We start from the raw sequence: 17,438 nt of genomic DNA on the forward strand, positions 1-17,438 counted from the left end.
GCTACTTATCATTATTGAAAGAATCCGATTTCTGTCATTATTTTTCTAAATTCAAATTATGAATCAACCATTACAACCATGCAAAATCGAAGAATCAGCTATTCTCTAATTCTATTTCTCATTGCTTTTTCTGTTTTCTCACAAGCCCATAGAGATGCTTATAATCAGGGAATGCAAGCGATTAAGTTTCAAAAGTATGAAATGGCCATCGAAAAATTCCAGGAAGCCATCAAGCTCAATCCGCAGTATGCTGATGCTTGGTTTTACCTTGGGAAGACCTATGATTTTTTAAATCGAACCGAAGAAACCATTAATGCCTATCGAAATCTGGAGCAAGTTGATCCAGGGTACAACTCCAGCATCTATTATGATATCGCTAAGGCGTACATAGACCTGGACAATCTTAGGAGTGCCCGTATTTATATTAAAAGATATTTGGAGAAAGCCCCTAAGGGGCCAAAAGCGGCTAAACTTATTCACCTGGCAATGAACAGGCTTAATTATATAGATATAAGCCAGGAGCTCAGGGAAATGCCACCAAACACGTCTGAACCCGAGCCTATTGCGTCAGTTAACAGCATTTCAGGAGATTATATGCCGTCTGTAAATCCTACAGGTACAAGATTGTATTTTACAAGTGTACGGAAGGGCGGATTTGACTTTAAAGATGAGAATAGCGCTGAACTGGATTTTGGAGAAGATATATACTTTTCGAAGCTCGAAGGGAACGAATGGAGTGCCCCAGAGCTACTTCCGAAACCTATAAACTCTATGTCCAATGATTTTGGGTCGGCTTTTACAGGTGATGGCCAGAATATGGTTTTTGTGCGTTGTGATGAGGATGGGGCCATTGGGAGTTGTGACCTCTATATCACTCAATTGAACGGGAATACCTGGAGTAACCCGGAGAATATGGGGAATGTGGTGAATGATGAAGACTGGGACAGCCAACCTACGATTAATTCGGATGGAAACCGCATCATTTTCACCTCACGCAGGGCTGGTGGCTATGGTGGCTCAGATCTTTACATGGTGGAGAAGAATCACCTAGATCTTTGGGGGATTCCTCAAAATTTGGGAAGTATCGTGAATACACCATTAACTGAGAATAGCCCATTTCTTGCAGCGGATGGAAAAACACTCTATTTCTCATCCACTGGACATCCGGGAATGGGAGGTGCCGATGTTTTTTACACAGTATTTGAGAATGGGAAATGGTCTACACCAAAGAACCTGGGCAGCCCAATCAATTCACGAGGTAATGATACCAACTTTAGCATTTCAGCCGCTGGCCATGCTTATTTAGCATCGTCCAGACTCGATGAAAATAACTTCGACATCTTCAAAGCGGAATTACCTGACGAGTTAAAGCCAAAACCAACAATTGTAGTGCAGGGAATTGTGTCTAACTCTGAAGATAACAAACCTTTAAGTGCATTGGTACTGATTGAAGACTTGAATTCCGGTGAATTAATTGCTACGAATAAGAGTAATGAGGCAACTGGTGAATATCTGGTAGTGCTACCCGCAGGACGTGATTACAGTGTATCTGCAAATGCGGAGGGATTCTTTTTCTACTCTCAAAGTTTTGAACTCCCTAAGGATACTGCATACGCTGAGATCACAAATGATATAGCACTAGAGCCTATCAGGAAAGGAACCAAGGTGGTGCTCAATAATATCTTTTTTGAAGTTGGTAAAGCTGAGCTTAAGCCTATCAGTTACGTTGAGCTAAATAAAGCGGTAACACTTATGAGGAATAATAAAACCATGAAGATAGAAGTGGGCGGGCATACGGACAGTCAGGGAGCAGATGCGACCAATTTGAGCCTTTCTCAAAAGAGGGCACAGTCTGTGGTGGAGTATATGGTGCTGGCCGGAATTGAAAGAGAACGATTGGTTGCAAAGGGATATGGCGAAACTGTCCCAATTGCAGATAATGCCACCGCTGACGGAAGGGCTAAAAATCGACGTACCGAATTTGTGATTGTAGAATTTTAGGAAGCGAATGGAAACCTGATTCCCGTTTCATTAATTTCAATAAAATCATACGTTTCTAACATAGAAGAAATCTTTGGAATCACTTCTTTCATTCGTGCGAGAAGTGATTCTTTTTTTTCGAGTCCATAAACAAAAATCATTCTATCCGGGACTTTTCGGCTTACGTAGCTCTTTACAAAATCATCGTCTTTGGTAACAATTACATATCCCTTTTGGATGGTCAGACGTCTTAGCTGATCATCTTTAACGCGATGTTTTTGCCTTGCTTTTATTTCATTGACATGATACCCATTTAGTCCGGCATTTCGAAAAGCAATAGCTAAATCAGGTGGCAGGTTTTCGTCAATGATGAATTTCACTAAAACTCTTCTTTCAGCACCTTATAAACCGCATCTACTGGCAATCCTACCACATTGAAATAAGATCCTTTGATCCACTCCACACCAATCTTTCCTATCCACTCCTGAATGCCGTAGCTGCCTGCTTTATCCAGTGGCGGCTCTATTTCGATGTAATAGTCAATTTCCTCATCTGTGAGTTCCCTAAACTTCACTTCTGTGAGATTAGAAAAAGAAACTTGCTTTTCACCTGTGCTTATACACACACCGGACATTACCTGGTGGATTTTTCCTGAAAGAATCTTGAGAATTTTTCTTGCTTCGGCTTTACTTTCAGGTTTACCTAAAATTTTATCCGTAAAGATCACCACTGTATCCGCTGTAATAATAGTGCCCTGATCTCCAAAAGCTTCCCTATGTGCTTTATTTTTCTCCACCGCAAGGTATTCTGCCACTTTATCAGAAGCCATGCCTTCCGGAAAAACCTCATCAAATGGAATAGTTTTCACTTCAAATTGAAGACCAACTTCCTTCAACAACTGCTTACGCCTGGGTGAATTAGAAGCGAGAATTAAATTATTGAAATGCTTCATCAAAAAATGAGTTGAATTCGTCTTCTTTTATAGATCCGAAAAGAAACCCGCAAATTACTTTAGGATAGAAGTATGTACTTTTTTGAGGTAAAGTATATCCGCTGTAGCAGACTTCTTTCACCGTCTCTATGGAGATGTTTTTGGTGATAATGGCACATTGTGCTTCTCTTTTTATCACCGAAGTTAGGCACTTCGTAAAGTTCCGCTCAAAGGTTAGGTTCTTGCTCCCTCGCTGATCTTTTCCCGCAATACCCAGGCATTTTTCAAAAACGAAATAGTGCAAGACCGTCAGATCCAGTTCTTTGATGGTACGAGGAAAATCCCAGGTTATTGTATCAATCATCTCGGGCTTCAACCTAATCTTAAATGCTTCATCTTCGATGAGGAGGCCAAAAGCCCATTTTTTTCCAAGAATCACCTCATTTACATCCGTTGCTTCTTCTATTGGTTTGATGAAAAAGTAATTCTCCAGACTTTTGAGTAATTCTGCTTTTGAAAAATTCTCTAATCCATTAACAACTCTATGTGTAGGGAGGATTCGTAGATCATCAGCTTCGGTGTTGGTAAAATACATCAGGTGATAATTGTAACCTTCTTTACCAGTATGATTTGGATTAGTTCGTGATCGTTCTTTTTGGTAGAGTAGCGATCCTTCATACCGATGGTGACCATCTGCAAGAATGATTTGTTTATCCTCAATGATTTCCATGATCCGTTTAATGACTTTTACATCATGAATCACACTGAAAACATCCCGGACACCCTGATAGTCTTCTGTTTCATATAGGGGATCCATCATGGCCTCATCTAAATATTTCTCTATTTCATGGGAGGGGTCAGTATAAAGTCCATGGGTAGGACTTACATTCAGTAGTGTCTTGTCCAAAATATCCATTCGATCATTCACCGAAAAAGGCATGGTGTTTTCGTGTCTCAGCAGCACTTTTTCACTCCAATCATAAACCCTAAGATTGGCTATAAATCCTTTTCTGATTCGCTCCCTGTCAGAGCCCGGTAGCGTAAAATATTGATAGTAGACGTAAATAGCCGGAAGCTCATCTTGCTTTACAATACCTTCCTTTTTCCATTGTATAAGTCTTTTTGAAGCACCTATTATAGAATCTTCGCCTTTGGGGACAGATAGATGAATGCTGTTATATTCTTCTTCGTATAAGGCTTGACGTTGACTCTCAGAGACAACATCAAATAATGGTGAAACCAACTTATCAATGTTCTTGATTAGCTTTTCATTGTATCTCCAGGCTCGAAGAGGCTTAATTTCTGCCATTCAATGCGATTAATTTTTCTGAATATTCTGTGTTAACGACTGAATCATTTCAATCGTTCTTTCCATTTGCTGGCAGAAGTTTGCTTTGTCAGGGAAGGTGCTTTTTTTACACTTTTATTGACCACCTCATTAGCTATCAATGCGGCCACTTCCGAAATATCTTTTGTTGGTTTCGTTTTTAGACTTTCCGGATCATAATGTGATTCCACAAACTTTGTTGTGAAAGATCCGTCTACAAATTCCGGATGGGTTAGCACAAAATCACAAAATGGGAGGGTAGTCTTCACTCCGGTGATTTGATACTCAGCTATAGCCCTTCGCATCCTGTCAATTGCTTCCGAACGGTCTTTACCATAGGTGATTAGCTTAGCAATCATTGGATCGTAATAAATGGATACATCCAGCCCTTGCTCATACCCGTCATCAACCCGTACACCAGCTCCCTGGGGGCGTATGTATGTTTTTAGCTTTCCGGTATCCGGAAGGAAATTATTTTCCGGATCTTCAGCGTAAACTCGTACTTCCAGACTGTGCCCATTAATGGATAGTTCATTCTGGCTAAAACTTAGCTTTTCCCCATTTGCAATTCGGATTTGTTCCTTTACCAGATCTATGCCAGTGATCAACTCTGTAACCGGATGCTCTACCTGGAGTCGGGTATTCATTTCCAGAAAGTAGAAATCCATGTTCTCATCAGCGATAAACTCTACCGTGCCGGCACCAAAGTAGCTACATGATTTAGCAACATTTACAGCAGCCTCGCCTATCTGCTTTCTTCTTTCCTCTGTTAAAAGGGCAGAGGGGGCTTCCTCAATGACTTTTTGGTGTCTTCTTTGGATACTACACTCTCGTTCAAACAGGTGAATGATGTTTCCATGCTGATCTCCAAGTACCTGTACTTCAATGTGTTTAGGAGAGGAGATAAACTTTTCAATGAATACTTCATCGTTCCCAAAGGAATTGCGAGCCTCACTCATAGCACGATCCATTTGTTCTTCAAAATCTTTTGGATCATTGACGATTCGCATCCCTTTTCCACCACCTCCGGCACTTGCTTTGATCATTACCGGATAGCCAATATCATTGGCAACTTTCTTTGCTTTTGTAACATCATTGATGGGCTCGTCCATTCCAGGTACCAGCGGTACATTGAACTTTTGTACTGTTTGCTTAGACGTAAGCTTGTCGCCCATGATGCGAATGGCTTCCGGGGATGGGCCAATAAATATCAGACCTTCTTTTTCTACACGTTCAGCAAAAGATGCATTTTCTGATAGGAATCCATATCCCGGATGAATAGCATCGGCACCAGTTTGCTTGCATGCAGCAATGATTTTGTCCTGAACCAGATAAGATTCTGAGGCTGCAGCCGGACCAATATTTACTGCTTCATCAGCATATGAAGCATGTGGTAGCATTTTATCCGCTTCACTATACACCGCTACTGTCTTGATTCCCAGCTCTTTGGCTGATCTCATTACCCGAATAGCTATTTCACCTCTATTTGCAACTAATATTTTCTTTATAGACATAATTCAATCGTTACCGCAAGTTTATTGAAAAGGCGACATTCATTATATGCGCATTCCTGCTAAATTTGCAACTTGTTTGAAAAAAGGAGAACACAAGTAAATGGATTTATTTGAGAAATTACTCAGTGACAAGGGAGCGTTAGGACAATACTCCTATCTGGATCAGGATGTAAACTATTATTTCTTTCCAAAGCTGGAAGGTGAGATTAAGCCTCGTATGACCTTTAAAGGAAAAGAAGTTTTGGCTTGGAGCTTAAATAACTACCTGGGCCTGGCCAATCACCCGGACATTAGAAAAGCGGATACGGAAGCTACTGAGAGGTGGGGGCTTGGTTACCCGATGGGAGCCCGAATGATGACTGGAAATTCAGACTATCACGATCAGCTGGAACAGGAGCTCGCTGATTTTGTGAGTAAACCTGCCGGTATGCTACTAAACTACGGCTATCAGGGAATCATGTCTGTCATAGATGCGCTGGTTGATAGAAAAGACGTAGTGGTATATGATGCAGAATGTCATGCTTGTATCATCGATGCGCTTAGAATGCACATCGGAAAGCGATTTGTGTTCCCACATAATGATATTGAAAGTTGTGAAAAACAACTGAAAAGAGCTGTAAAACTAGCGAATGAGCAAGGTGGTGGTGTTTTGGTCATCACCGAAGGGGTCTTTGGGATGAGTGGAAACACCGGCAAGCTCGATAAGATCGTTGAGTTAAAGGACAAGTACAATTTCAGATTACTGGTAGATGATGCACACGGGTTTGGGACCATGGGTAAAACCGGTGCTGGTGCAGGTGAGCATTACAATTGTCAGGATGGGATTGATATCTACTTCTCCACATTTGCAAAATCTATGGCTAGTATTGGTGCTTTTATAGCAGGAGAAAAGAATATCATTGATCACTTAAGATATAAAGTAAGGTCTCAGATTTTTGCCAAATCTCTTCCAATGCCATTGGTCGTAGGAGCCTTGAAGCGACTGGAAATGCTCAGAACTATGCCAGAGCTTAGAGAAAAACTTTGGACAATTGTAAATGCATTACAAAATGGATTTAAAGAACGTGGTTTCAATATAGGTTCAACAAACTCTCCTGTTACACCTGTAGTGATGAATGGCGATGTGATGGAAGCATGTAATATGGTAGTGGATTTACGTGAAAACTATCATATATTCTGTTCGCTGATTTCATATCCAGTTATTCCAAAGGGGATGCTTATTTTAAGAATAATTCCGACAGCCATGCATACGCTGGAAGATGTGGAGGAAACATTAAATGCTTTTGAAGCTATTAAGAAAAAACTGGATAATGGAGTTTACAGAGAAGCTGGAGTGGAAGGAGCCATGATCGCAAAATCTTAATATTTCTTCCAAAAAATCTGTTTATTTACGATTTTGGGCTATATTGCCTCAACTTTAAAAATTTATCGATAACCTTAATTACCTTATAACATGAAAAGATTTGAACAACTAAAGTCAATGGTTGAATCTCTAGAAGCAGATTTCGAAAAGTTCTACGATAAGAAAAATAATGCCGCCGGTACTCGAGTAAGAAAAGGTATGCAAGATATGAAGAACCTTGCTCAAGAAATCAGACTAGAAGTTCAAGACATCAAGAACAAAGGATAATCGATTACTAATCGAGCCGATAAAGAAACTGGGAGCCAAATGGCTCCCTTTTTTTGTTTCAGGCCACCAAATTACAATTTGATCACCTTCATATTGTATGTTATTCCATCAACTGAAATGCGCACTAAATACATCCCTGACTTAATTTCCGTCCTGATTTCAATAAGATCTGTATTGATTGCTTCACCGGCATAAAGAAGAGATCCTTCCAGATCATACAATTTCACCTCTGCTGTTGCTATGGTCTCGTTTAACTCAATATGAAAGGAATCACGGAATGGGTTTGGAAATATCGTGAATCTGGATTTTCCATCTTCACCATTACCTAACGGAACCTCTTCCAGGTCTGTATAATAAATGACATTATCTAACTCTTGCACTACAAAAACCCGATTGTTTGAGGTTTCGGCAAATGTGCAATGAGTGAAATTGGGTATTTCACCAAGAAAGACAGGATCAATCTGCCGCTTTTCAAATTCAGCTTGTTCATGTCCTGAATTGTGAAAAATACCCGAAAGGTTAAAAGATTGACCTATTCTGGATGCAAAGACACTGCCATTTGAAGGAAAAAATAGCTGGTGTGCTTCCAGATAAAACCAATCATATCCAAAAGGAACCATGCGTATGTGCTGCCATTCAGTGCCATCTAAAGCACCTTGAAAACTGTTTTTTAGATTTACAGAAGTAGCAACAGTGCCTGTTGCCCCGAGCATGCCAATCACCAAATTATCTCGTTGGTCTATAGCCATACTGGAAATCTGAACAATTTCTGTAGACCCAATATTATTTTGGCCCCAGTTAAATGATACAGGAGGTAGTTTGGACCAGTTTTTTCCCTGATCCTGAGAATATAGAATGGCTCCATCTTTTGAGTTGTATTCATTGATCGAAGCATAAATTCTTCCTTTACTATCCTGAGCCAGGTGAGCTATGTAATGGTTCTTAGTGAGTCCAATATCCAATTTGAACCAGGATTCACCATGATCAATGCTTTTATAGAGTCCATTACCCCTAAAATATCCCACATCATTTTGAACTTCAATATGACCAGTGCTTAGCAGTAATGATTTGTCAGGTAGGACAATAAAGTCTGTAATCTCAGATTCCGGATTGAATAAGCTCCAATGCCAGCTGTTGCCTTTATCAGGTGATATGTAAATATTCCGATCTAAAGTAATTGCATAGAAATAATCGCCTGAAGTTACGATCCTAATAATAGGAAAATCAGCAGAGAGAATTTCTTTCCAGGAGTGTCCTAAATCAGAAGTGATAAATAAACCTTTATCAGTACCCACATAAAGTTGATCCTGTTCGTCAACCGTAATTGTAAAGTAAGTAGCCTGATCGTGAGGTGGCCCTTCTATCGGCCTCCAAAAATCTGTTATTTGCTGTCCTGCCAAACCCAATGGCAGAAAAATCAGCAGCCAAGTCCATTTCAATGCTGAAGATAAAAATTGAGTTTTATACGGAAATGTCCAGGGGTGAGATTCACCCCCGAACGGTCAACCACCTAAAGATAATTCTTCAATCCAGGCATAGCCTTTGTCCGGATCAGTAAAGTACTGTTCACGGTTGTGAGCATATAACTCCTGGTATTTTTCAATTTTTGAAGCATCCTGATGAATATGTGCAGCGCCCACACATCGAATGCCTCTAATTGTTGATAGTTTCAGGTTATTAGCTTCTTCAAACATATCCGGATACCCAACGCGCCATCCATATTTTGACAAAACCAATGGTATGGTTGATCGGTATCGTTTATGTGCTTCAAGATCTATCGCTTTAAATCCAAACAGGTTGATGAAAATCTTAAAAATCTCATGGTCATTGATTTGATTATAAGCTTCGATAAGTGATCTTTCCCAATGTTCAATGTCCCGAATGGTTACTTCACCACTTAATCGGGTGAGAAGTATTCGCCCGCTTTCCCACCAAATGCTACTCAAATTTTCCATTTAAGTCAATTAGTCAGTTGCTGATATAGCTCAAAAGCACTCCGCTCCACCCAGCATTGGCTTAACTGATTCCCCCGAACTTCCCAGATGGCAATACCTGTAAAGCTCACAGACTCCCCATTGCCCGGTAGCCCGAAAATGCCGTTGTTATTGCCGGAGCAAACCCAACGAGAAACGACCAGGTTTTCAGATGGATTGGAGAAGATATCCTGACTAATGGTGCTTGCATCCCTGAGTTTGGTTTGGAAATTCAGTAACCCAGGCTTTAAAATTCGCTCGTCCTTTGATTACTTTTCCTCCTGTAGTGATTGTGTAATCTTCCGTCATCAATTCATCGATGGCATTAAGTTCATGAGTAGGTCCCCAGACCCTGCCAAGAAACTCCAATACGAGTTTCTCCGCCTTATTTTTAGATTGCGATGTAGTATTCATAGTTGAATGAGTTAGTTAAATGAAAACCAATACGGCTTTTTCTTGATTGTGGCAGTTGCAGTTAACCCTACGGAAAAATTACGTGGTAAGGAATGAACTCCCAGAATGGATCGGGTGTGTTCACCTTTTTCCTTAAGCACTTCCACAAACAGGTTTGAAGCACCGTTCGCAACATATGGTCCTTCATCCCAATGGTTGATGCTTTGGTAATAGATATCCAGGTGATTCATTCCCTCCAACTGGCTAAAAGACAAGTACTTATTCATCTGAGCCAAGACATTCATGGCACAAAGTTGCAAAGCATCATACCCATCCTGAGCATTGAGCGTATCGCCAAGGCGTCCTTGAAATAGAAAGGTTTCGTCCTTTATGGGAAACTGAATGGCGATGTAAGCTGTATTCCCTCTGATATTAAAGGAAGAATAGTTTCCCCCCGGGGTTGATGGTGCCGGCAATTGCAGTCCGGCTTCTGTTGTGTGGTGTTCTATTGTCATTGAATTAGTGTTTCAAAAATGAATTTCTTTCCATCTTCAGGTACCAGTAAACGATCACCGATACCCCGCTGTTTGGCTAATTCCCTTAAATCATGTCGGGTTACTGTCTCGTGATCCAGTGCACCGATATGCGTGGCTATCACCAGACTTTCTGGTGCATATTCACTAAGTATGATTACCTCTTGTTCGTCCATTACGAGTACCTCACTATCAGAGGTAAATGCAGGTGCAAACACAGGATGTACACTGTAAAATCGATTGCCACCTCCATGGCAGACAATGACTTTTGGGTCGAATTGATCAATGGTTTGCATCACATCAACGCACCAGATGGTATCCCCACACCAGTAGAGGGTGTCTTCTCTCGAGTGTTGAAACACAAAGCCGGAGACGTCACCCATCAGTGAGAGGATTTCACCGGATCCATGTTGACAGGCGGTGCGTGTTAGTGTAATATTCCCAATTTCCACCTGCTTGTCAACAGAGATGACCTGACTGAATCCCATCTCCTGAATGAACCGTGCATCAGAAGGCTGACAATAGATCTTGGTATCTTTTGGCAACACCTTTTGTGCTGCTTCATCGAAGTGATCCGGATGCAGATGAGAAATAATAACCGCATCAACATTCTCAAGTATTTGTTCGATTGAAAATGGCAAATCAACTACTGGGTTTTTGGTTTTACCTCCAAAAGACATCTGACTGAAGGCTGGTGCAAAGTAGGGGTCAATCAGGAACGTCTGTCCTCCGTAGGTTACTTTGAGCGTCGCATTGCGGATCAATTGAATGTTCATGGTCTTTTTGAATTTTTAAGCAAAACTATCGGCACTTTTGACGATAGATCCTATTCAAAATTGCTAATTCAACTGGTAACGATGCTCTCTGATGAGTGGATACAATGAGTTTACTTCCTGCAAGCCTATTTTGTAGGCTATGTCTGTATGAGTCATGGAGCCTTCACGTATATATTCCAGTGCTTTACGAATCCTGATTTGCTGGATCAGCTTGTGTGGAGTGTACCCAAAAGCATCTCTAAACACTCGAATGAAATGAAACTTGGACATGGACGCCTCGCGACTTATTTCATTGATGGAGAGATTTGGATCGTTGTATTGACTGAAAATGATGTCTTTGCCTAAAGCCACTCGTTTGAAGAGTTCCTTACGTGTATTTGCACGGTGAGAAGCAATACGCTCGACTGCCAGATGGTCGTTCCGGATGATATGAGTAAGAATATCCAGCAATTGCAGCTGGTAATCTTCAGATGAATTCCGCGTGAAGCTCAGTAGTTTGTTCCTGAATGCTGGGCGGTTGAAGTGAATATGGTTGGTAAAGGTGAATGAAGATTGCTTCTGCGGATCATCCAGTAAGAGTTCATCTGTCAGCATAATGGAGCTAATCATGTCTTGATAAGTGTCCAGGCTAAGATGTACGTTAAGCATGTGAAGAGAAGTCTGCTCTTGGATCCGATATTCAAACGATTCATAGGGATTGACTATGAAGAGGGTGTCTTCACAAAATCGGAGTGATTTTCGGTTGGTTTCTACGTGCACATGCCCTTCATTAATTACGGAGAAAATTGTGAATGCACTCTCGACAATCTCCTTTTCCAGCGTTTTATAGTTGGCATTTACCAGCACATCAGGCCAGCTAATTTCCGGATCTGAGGCAGGCTTATTTCTCAACCTGGTGAGCGTTTCCTGCGGGGGGCATTGATCAACAATGAGCATGATGTTATTAGAATCAACTAAAACATCAAAAAGATAAATTCAGTTCTTGGCTAGCTTTTAAAAAAATTCACCCACTTCTCCACTAGCACATCAGATGCATCATAGAGTGGGGGTTTTACCGTTCGCTTGCAAATATCAAGTGCTTCCAGTCCAGCTTTGAGGGAAGAAGGATTTCCTTCTTCTGAGAGCATTTCATACACAATCTCCAGCTCTTGATTTAGCCGTTCAGCTTTTTCATAATCTCCGGCTATGGTGGCGTTCACCATATTAGTGAATTCACTCGGCATGATATTTCCAATCACAGAGATAACGCCTTCACCACCCATTTTAATGATGTCATAGGCTAACGAATCGTCCCCGGAAAGTAGCATAAAACCTTCCGGTCGGCTCATAGCAATTTCCTTGCATTGATCCAGGTCACCGGAAGCTTCCTTCATCGCGATGATGTTGGGATGTTTAGCTAGTTCAACCGTTGTTGCAGCTTCTACATTCGATGCGGTTCGTGAGGGCACATTATAAAGAATAATGGGATGAGGGTAAGCATCTGCCAGCATTTGGTAGTGGCGGATAATGCCTTCCTGAGATGGTTTGTTGTAATAAGGACTTGCAGAAAGAATAGCAGTTAAATCAAATTCTTTGAGATCCCTGGACTTTTCAATCAGGTCAAATGTGTTATTTCCACCAAGCCCAAACACGACTGGTTTTTTGCCATTCAGGTGCTTTAGCACAAAGCTTAGAATTTCAAGCTTATCATCCCATGAGAATACCGGTGACTCACCAGTGGTTCCCTGCACCACGATATAGTCTGCATTTCCCGCTACGATATGATCCAGTAGCTTCCCCAGTGATTGAAAATCAACCGTAAAGTCTGCATTCATTGGGGTGGCCAGCGCCACGCCTGTTCCTTTCAGTTCTGCTTTCATTGGGAACAAATTTACCATTGGTTCGATACACTTCAATCTAATAAACCAACAAAAACCTGCTTCGCTTTTCTTGAGTATTGGGATAGACTCCTATAGTTTATAAGATTGCTTCGGTTGTACCTCCCTCGCAATGACGTAAAAATATATGACCTCATCATGAGTGCAACGAAGTGATCTTTTGATCAAAGCCTTACTTAGTTAGAGGAAGATAGCTTTGATTATACTTCTCTCGTAACTATTATCGTCATCGCGAGTGCAACGAAGCGATCTCATGATTAAGTCTTACTCATCAAATTAAGATTGCTTCGCTTCGTCTTTGTAATAGCGTAATGGATAACGATAGGTCAAATCATCTTCAGATATCTCACAATATTGGCCACCGATTTGGGCTTGCTTTCATCCATCTTTAGTGAGAGCTGCAACAAATCATTATACTGCTCAGTTTCAAATCCTATTTTACAAATTGCCTTGCTTATTGCGAGTACATACCTGTAATTGAGATTCTCTGAGGTATCCAGTGAGATCAAAAAATCAAATGATTGATTGATAAAGAAATTAAGGTTGTCTTTTTTTATACTTCCTGTACCGGAGATATCTTTTTTATTGAAGATCAGCACATTTTCAGAGGGCTTGTCCGCAAACCCAATTTTCGTCACATCTTTCCCATCATTTTTCAGCAATTCTTCTAGCTTATCGATGGTATCTGCATTGAATTCATTGGAGTTGTAAAGGATTCCAATATTAGATGCTTCCGCATACGTACAATGTTCCTTATCGGCAATGGTCGGTTTGCCTTTGTGCTTAAGGAAGAGGTTTTTAATCATGTTGTAAAAGTTCTCTAAATGATGACTCGTTCAGGATGGTTATTCCCAACGAATCAGCTTTCTCTTTCTTGGCAGGCCCCATATTTTCACCGGCCACCAGGTAATTGGTTTTGGAAGATATGCTACTCGCCACCTTACCTCCATTTTGCTTAATCAGGTTTTTGAGCTCATCTCTCCCAAATGAATCAAAGACTCCAGACACAACAAATGTAAGTCCTTTAAAATGATCACCTGCTCCTTCTTGTCGTTCTATTTGGAAAGACAATCCGGCTTCTTGCAATCGGTGAATCATAGTCCGACTTTCTTCATCTCTGAAATATTCAACCACACTTTCAGCGATTCGTTCTCCAATTTCATGTACACTCACAATTTCATCAAAAGACGCATCCATTAGACGATCAATCGATTCAAAATGTTGAGCCAATTTTTCCGCAACCGTTTTCCCAACATAACGAATGCCTAATCCAAAAAGCACACGCTCGAAAGGAATTTCCTTCGATTTTTGAATGGAAGCAATAATATTTTTTGCTGATTTTTCCTTTATAGACCGCTTGGTTGTTTCACCGGTTAACTCATCTACCTCCTCAAACTGCAGATTGTTGATGTCATCAAAAGTTAGTGTATAGAGATCACTGAGATCATTGATAAGTTTACGTTTTAGAAACCCCGCAATAGTTCTCGGCCCTAAAGATTCTATGTTCATCGCATTTCTACTGATGAAATGTTCAATGCGTCCCTGGACTTGTGGAGGGCAGCCATCTCTGTTAGGGCAATAATGTTGTGCTTCACCTTCCTTCCGGATCAATGGGGTGCTACACTCAGGGCATACAGTGATGTAGGAGATTTGCTTTGCATCTGAAGGCCTGCTTTCAAGGTTTATGCTTGTTATTTTCGGGATGATTTCACCACCTTTTTCCACGTTCACGCTATCCCCAATTCGCACGTCCAATCGTTCGATTTCATTGGCATTATGGAGTGAAGCACGCTTAACTGTGGTGCCGGCCAGAAGAACAGGCTCTAACTCAGCTACCGGAGTGATTGCTCCTGTTCGCCCAACCTGATACACAATATCATTTAAGGTGGTAATGGCTGATTCTGCTTTGAACTTGTAAGAAATCGCCCACCGGGGATTTTTAGCGGTGAATCCAAGTTCTGATTGTTGCGCAATGCTATTGACCTTTATGACAATCCCATCTGTTTCGACTTCTAGCTTGTGACGTTCCTGATCCCAGTGATTGATAAAATCAAAGACCTCATCTATGGTTGCACATTTCTTATAGGTTCGAGAGACATTGAATCCTACTTCCTCTAGAAATTTCAGGGATGCCTCATGCGTGTCATACGAATCTGAGTCATCCAGGTAGGAGTAGAGGTAGCAGTCCAGCTTACGATCAGCCACAATTTTGGAATCCTGCATTTTCAATGTTCCGGAAGTTGTGTTTCGTGCATTGGCGTAAAGGGTTAAAGGACTTTTTCCTTCCACTTCCCGCTGCTTATTTTCTTTTTTCACACCTTCGTTCAACTCGATGAATTGTTGTTTTGGCATGAATACTTCTCCGCGAACCTCAAAAGAGCTTGGATAATTATTCCCTCGAATTTTCAACGGGATAGATCTAATAGTCTTTACATTAGTCGTAATGTCATCCCCTTTTGTTCCATCTCCGCGTGTAATCCCACGAGTAAGGATTCCGTCTTCGTATTTGAGGCTGATTGCAACACCATCGAATTTAAGCTCGCAGATATATTCATAATCATCTGTACCCAGCCCACGTTTTACACGCCCATCAAAATCGATAAGCTCTTCTTTTGAATATGTGTTACCCAATGAAAGCATTGGGTATTTGTGAACTACTGTTTCAAATTCCTTTGTGATATCACCACCTACACGACTGGTTGGTGAGTGAGAAAGCTTAAGCTCCGGATATTTATGCTCCAGTAGTTCCAGCTCTTTCAGTTTCTGATCAAACTCATAATCAGTTATTTCCGGTTTTGATTTCTGATAATAGAGGTAATTGTGGTGATTTAATTCCTCGGTAAGAGCTTCAATTTTCTTTTTTACTTCCTCTGAGTTCATTGAAAACAAATCTATTTCATTCGATTAGATTATTTATGATTTTTTATGATGTCAATGCCTTCCTTTCTAATTTCGAGCTCTTTTTTAGGAAGTCGTTTTTGACTCCCTTGCCAATCCTTAATGATTGATTGAAAACTATCTTTGCTTCATGCATCAGTACGAAGAGCATTTAAAATCATTGCCCATATTTTCCACTGTTTCTCAGGCGGCAAAAGCAACAGGAGTAGAGGTGTATGTGGTTGGTGGTTATGTACGGGATTTGATGCTCCGGCGTTCATCCAAGGATATTGACTTTGTTTGTGTTGGTAGTGGGATTGAACTGGCTAAAAAGGTAACTGAATTACTCGGAAAGGATGCGAAGCTTTCCACTTTCAAAAATTTTGGAACGGCGGCTGTCCATCACGACGGGTTTGAATACGAATTTGTAGGTGCCAGGAAAGAGTCTTATCGAAAAGACTCCAGAAATCCGATTGTTGAGGATGGAACACTCGAGGATGATCAAAACAGGCGAGACTTCACCATCAATGCGATGGCGCTTAGCCTCAATGAAAAGACTTTTGGTGAATTGCTGGATCCATTTGATGGGAAAGAAGATCTGCGCAATATGCTGATAAGAACTCCCCTTGAACCAGGGATTACATTTTCTGATGATCCCCTTCGCATGTTGCGAGCTATTCGTTTTGCAACCCAGCTTCATTTTGATATAGAGCCTGATACATTTCAGGGTATCATAGATCATGTTGATCGTATCTCGATCATTTCACAGGAACGTATTACCGACGAGCTCAACAAAATCATATTAACCGACAAACCATCTTACGGTTTTCAGTTGCTTTTCCATTGTGGGTTGTTAAAGTTGATTTTCTCTGAAATGACAGACCTCCATGGCGTTGAGAAAATCAATGGAATGGGGCATAAGGATAATTTTTATCATACCCTTCAGGTACTGGATAACATCTGTGAGATGACAGATGACTTATGGTTACGATGGGCTGCTATTTTGCATGATATAGCCAAGCCGGCTACTCAACGATTCAATGAGAAGGTGGGATGGACCTTTCATGGTCATGAGGATTTGGGAGCTAAGTGGGTACCCAAAATTTTCAAGAAACTTAAACTTCCGCTCGATGATCGGATGAAGTATGTCCAAAAGCTGGTGAAACTGCACTTAAGACCTATTGCCCTTGTAAACGATCGTGTGACAGACTCTGCAGTGAGGCGTATGGTTTTTGAAGCAGGAGAGGATGTGGGAGATTTAATGACGCTTTGCAAAGCGGACGTCACCTCGAAGAATCCGGAAAAGGTGAAGAAGTATCAATCTAATTTTAAAAAGGTTGAAAAACGGATCAAGGAAGTTGAGGAAAGAGATCATGTGATGAATTTTCATCCGCCTGTATCAGGGGAGAAAATTATGAAGGTGTTTGATATAAAACCTTCCAGAGTTATTGGAGACATCAAGAATGAAATCAAAGATGCCATTCTGGATGGACGTATTAAGAATGATGAAAAGGAGGCCTTTGCATTAATGTTAAAAATTGGTAAAAAACGTGGGCTTATAGCTAAGGATAAATACATTTCCGCCTCCAAAGACAAATAACTATGTTTGCACGCTTATTAGAATATG

18 protein-coding genes are annotated in these 17,438 nt (G+C 40.9%); 5 read left to right on the top strand and 13 right to left on the bottom strand.

Annotation, left to right across the window (positions count from 1 at the left end):
* Positions 1 to 78: 78 nt before the first annotated feature.
* Positions 79 to 2,001, top strand: coding sequence for an OmpA family protein (locus tag RIC88_RS14645; protein WP_350218305.1), 1,923 nt, complete (start codon positions 79 to 81; stop codon positions 1,999 to 2,001).
* Here the strand turns inward: RIC88_RS14645 and RIC88_RS14650 are convergent.
* Genes RIC88_RS14650 through accC form a run of 4 tightly spaced genes read right to left on the bottom strand, consistent with a single transcriptional unit; the run spans position 1,998 to position 5,755 of the window.
* Positions 1,998 to 2,360 (bottom strand): DUF5615 family PIN-like protein, encoded by a 363-nt coding sequence (locus RIC88_RS14650; RefSeq protein ID WP_350218306.1) that lies wholly within the window; start codon positions 2,358 to 2,360, stop codon positions 1,998 to 2,000. The genes RIC88_RS14645 and RIC88_RS14650 overlap by 4 nt on opposite strands.
* Entirely contained in the window at positions 2,360 to 2,932 is a 573-nt protein-coding gene (locus RIC88_RS14655) for a Maf family nucleotide pyrophosphatase (RefSeq protein ID WP_350218307.1), read from the bottom strand. Before RIC88_RS14655 ends, RIC88_RS14650 begins: the two co-directional genes overlap by 1 nt.
* The gene (locus tag RIC88_RS14660; protein WP_350218308.1) at positions 2,916 to 4,220 is read right to left on the bottom strand and encodes a DUF1015 domain-containing protein; all 1,305 of its coding nucleotides are present in this window, start codon (positions 4,218 to 4,220) and stop codon (positions 2,916 to 2,918) included. Before RIC88_RS14660 ends, RIC88_RS14655 begins: the two co-directional genes overlap by 17 nt.
* 44 nt (positions 4,221 to 4,264) lie before the next feature.
* Positions 4,265 to 5,755: an acetyl-CoA carboxylase biotin carboxylase subunit gene (gene accC / locus RIC88_RS14665; RefSeq protein WP_350218366.1), complete on the bottom strand. Its 1,491-nt coding sequence runs from the start codon at positions 5,753 to 5,755 to the stop codon at positions 4,265 to 4,267.
* 97 nt (positions 5,756 to 5,852) lie between these two features.
* Between accC and RIC88_RS14670 the strand changes: the two genes are divergently transcribed.
* The gene (locus RIC88_RS14670) at positions 5,853 to 7,115 is read left to right on the top strand and encodes an aminotransferase class I/II-fold pyridoxal phosphate-dependent enzyme (RefSeq protein ID WP_350218309.1); all 1,263 of its coding nucleotides are present in this window, start codon (positions 5,853 to 5,855) and stop codon (positions 7,113 to 7,115) included.
* 90 nt (positions 7,116 to 7,205) lie between these two features.
* A complete protein-coding gene (locus RIC88_RS14675) occupies positions 7,206 to 7,382 on the top strand; it encodes a BF3379 family histone-like protein (protein WP_350218310.1) in 177 nt (58 codons plus the stop codon).
* A 71-nt stretch (positions 7,383 to 7,453) separates the two neighbouring features.
* Here RIC88_RS14675 and RIC88_RS14680 read toward each other — a convergent pair whose 3' ends face one another.
* Entirely contained in the window at positions 7,454 to 8,821 is a 1,368-nt protein-coding gene (locus RIC88_RS14680) for a T9SS type A sorting domain-containing protein (RefSeq protein ID WP_350218311.1), read from the bottom strand.
* A gap of 63 nt (positions 8,822 to 8,884) precedes the next feature.
* Complete coding sequence (locus RIC88_RS14685; RefSeq protein WP_350218312.1) at positions 8,885 to 9,337, bottom strand: hypothetical protein; 453 nt, start codon at positions 9,335 to 9,337, stop codon at positions 8,885 to 8,887.
* A gap of 87 nt (positions 9,338 to 9,424) precedes the next feature.
* On the opposite strand from RIC88_RS14685, the gene RIC88_RS14690 reads away from it, so the two are divergent.
* Positions 9,425 to 9,550 (top strand): hypothetical protein, encoded by a 126-nt coding sequence (locus tag RIC88_RS14690; protein WP_350218313.1) that lies wholly within the window; start codon positions 9,425 to 9,427, stop codon positions 9,548 to 9,550.
* Here the strand turns inward: RIC88_RS14690 and RIC88_RS14695 are convergent, their stop codons facing one another.
* The 7 genes from RIC88_RS14695 to ligA form a co-directional block, all read right to left on the bottom strand.
* Entirely contained in the window at positions 9,551 to 9,769 is a 219-nt protein-coding gene (locus tag RIC88_RS14695) for a nuclear transport factor 2 family protein (protein WP_350218314.1), read from the bottom strand.
* Positions 9,770 to 9,780: 11 nt separating this feature from the next.
* Entirely contained in the window at positions 9,781 to 10,263 is a 483-nt protein-coding gene (locus RIC88_RS14700; protein ID WP_350218315.1) for a RidA family protein, read from the bottom strand.
* Positions 10,260 to 11,057 (bottom strand): MBL fold metallo-hydrolase, encoded by a 798-nt coding sequence (locus RIC88_RS14705; RefSeq protein ID WP_350218316.1) that lies wholly within the window; start codon positions 11,055 to 11,057, stop codon positions 10,260 to 10,262. The genes RIC88_RS14700 and RIC88_RS14705 overlap by 4 nt, the downstream gene beginning before the upstream one ends.
* Before the next feature lie 63 nt (positions 11,058 to 11,120).
* The gene (locus tag RIC88_RS14710; protein WP_350218317.1) at positions 11,121 to 11,993 is read right to left on the bottom strand and encodes a helix-turn-helix transcriptional regulator; all 873 of its coding nucleotides are present in this window, start codon (positions 11,991 to 11,993) and stop codon (positions 11,121 to 11,123) included.
* Positions 11,994 to 12,043: 50 nt separating this feature from the next.
* A complete protein-coding gene (gene dapA / locus RIC88_RS14715) occupies positions 12,044 to 12,916 on the bottom strand; it encodes a 4-hydroxy-tetrahydrodipicolinate synthase (RefSeq protein WP_350218318.1) in 873 nt (290 codons plus the stop codon).
* 344 nt (positions 12,917 to 13,260) lie between these two features.
* Positions 13,261 to 13,740, bottom strand: a complete 480-nt coding sequence (locus RIC88_RS14720; RefSeq protein WP_350218319.1) for a DUF6913 domain-containing protein — start codon at positions 13,738 to 13,740, stop codon at positions 13,261 to 13,263.
* Entirely contained in the window at positions 13,733 to 15,814 is a 2,082-nt protein-coding gene (gene ligA, locus RIC88_RS14725; protein WP_350218320.1) for an NAD-dependent DNA ligase LigA, read from the bottom strand. Before ligA ends, RIC88_RS14720 begins: the two co-directional genes overlap by 8 nt.
* 148 nt (positions 15,815 to 15,962) lie before the next feature.
* Between ligA and RIC88_RS14730 the strand changes: the two genes are divergently transcribed.
* Positions 15,963 to 17,411: a CCA tRNA nucleotidyltransferase gene (locus tag RIC88_RS14730; RefSeq protein WP_350218321.1), complete on the top strand. Its 1,449-nt coding sequence runs from the start codon at positions 15,963 to 15,965 to the stop codon at positions 17,409 to 17,411.
* The last annotated feature ends 27 nt before the right edge of the window (positions 17,412 to 17,438 follow it).

Origin of the sequence: Ekhidna sp. (assembly GCF_040220215.1) — a bacterium.
Lineage (GTDB): Bacteria > Bacteroidota > Bacteroidia > Cytophagales > Cyclobacteriaceae > Ekhidna.

Bases quoted from the DNA above. Each gene is read 5' to 3' on its own strand.
- RIC88_RS14645 (WP_350218305.1), top strand. From the start codon at position 79: ATGCAAAATCGAAGAATCAGCTATTCTCTAATTCTATTTCTCATTGCT.
- RIC88_RS14655 (WP_350218307.1), bottom strand. From the start codon at position 2,932: ATGAAGCATTTCAATAATTTAATTCTCGCTTCTAATTCACCCAGGCGT.
- RIC88_RS14660 (WP_350218308.1), bottom strand. From the start codon at position 4,220: ATGGCAGAAATTAAGCCTCTTCGAGCCTGGAGATACAATGAAAAGCTA.
- RIC88_RS14670 (WP_350218309.1), top strand. From the start codon at position 5,853: ATGGATTTATTTGAGAAATTACTCAGTGACAAGGGAGCGTTAGGACAA.
- RIC88_RS14675 (WP_350218310.1), top strand. From the start codon at position 7,206: ATGAAAAGATTTGAACAACTAAAGTCAATGGTTGAATCTCTAGAAGCA.
- RIC88_RS14685 (WP_350218312.1), bottom strand. From the start codon at position 9,337: ATGGAAAATTTGAGTAGCATTTGGTGGGAAAGCGGGCGAATACTTCTC.
- RIC88_RS14690 (WP_350218313.1), top strand. From the start codon at position 9,425: ATGGCAATACCTGTAAAGCTCACAGACTCCCCATTGCCCGGTAGCCCG.
- RIC88_RS14695 (WP_350218314.1), bottom strand. From the start codon at position 9,769: ATGAATACTACATCGCAATCTAAAAATAAGGCGGAGAAACTCGTATTG.
- RIC88_RS14700 (WP_350218315.1), bottom strand. From the start codon at position 10,263: ATGACAATAGAACACCACACAACAGAAGCCGGACTGCAATTGCCGGCA.
- RIC88_RS14705 (WP_350218316.1), bottom strand. From the start codon at position 11,057: ATGAACATTCAATTGATCCGCAATGCGACGCTCAAAGTAACCTACGGA.
- RIC88_RS14710 (WP_350218317.1), bottom strand. From the start codon at position 11,993: ATGCTCATTGTTGATCAATGCCCCCCGCAGGAAACGCTCACCAGGTTG.
- dapA (WP_350218318.1), bottom strand. From the start codon at position 12,916: ATGAAAGCAGAACTGAAAGGAACAGGCGTGGCGCTGGCCACCCCAATG.
- RIC88_RS14720 (WP_350218319.1), bottom strand. From the start codon at position 13,740: ATGATTAAAAACCTCTTCCTTAAGCACAAAGGCAAACCGACCATTGCC.
- ligA (WP_350218320.1), bottom strand. From the start codon at position 15,814: ATGAACTCAGAGGAAGTAAAAAAGAAAATTGAAGCTCTTACCGAGGAA.
- RIC88_RS14730 (WP_350218321.1), top strand. From the start codon at position 15,963: ATGCATCAGTACGAAGAGCATTTAAAATCATTGCCCATATTTTCCACT.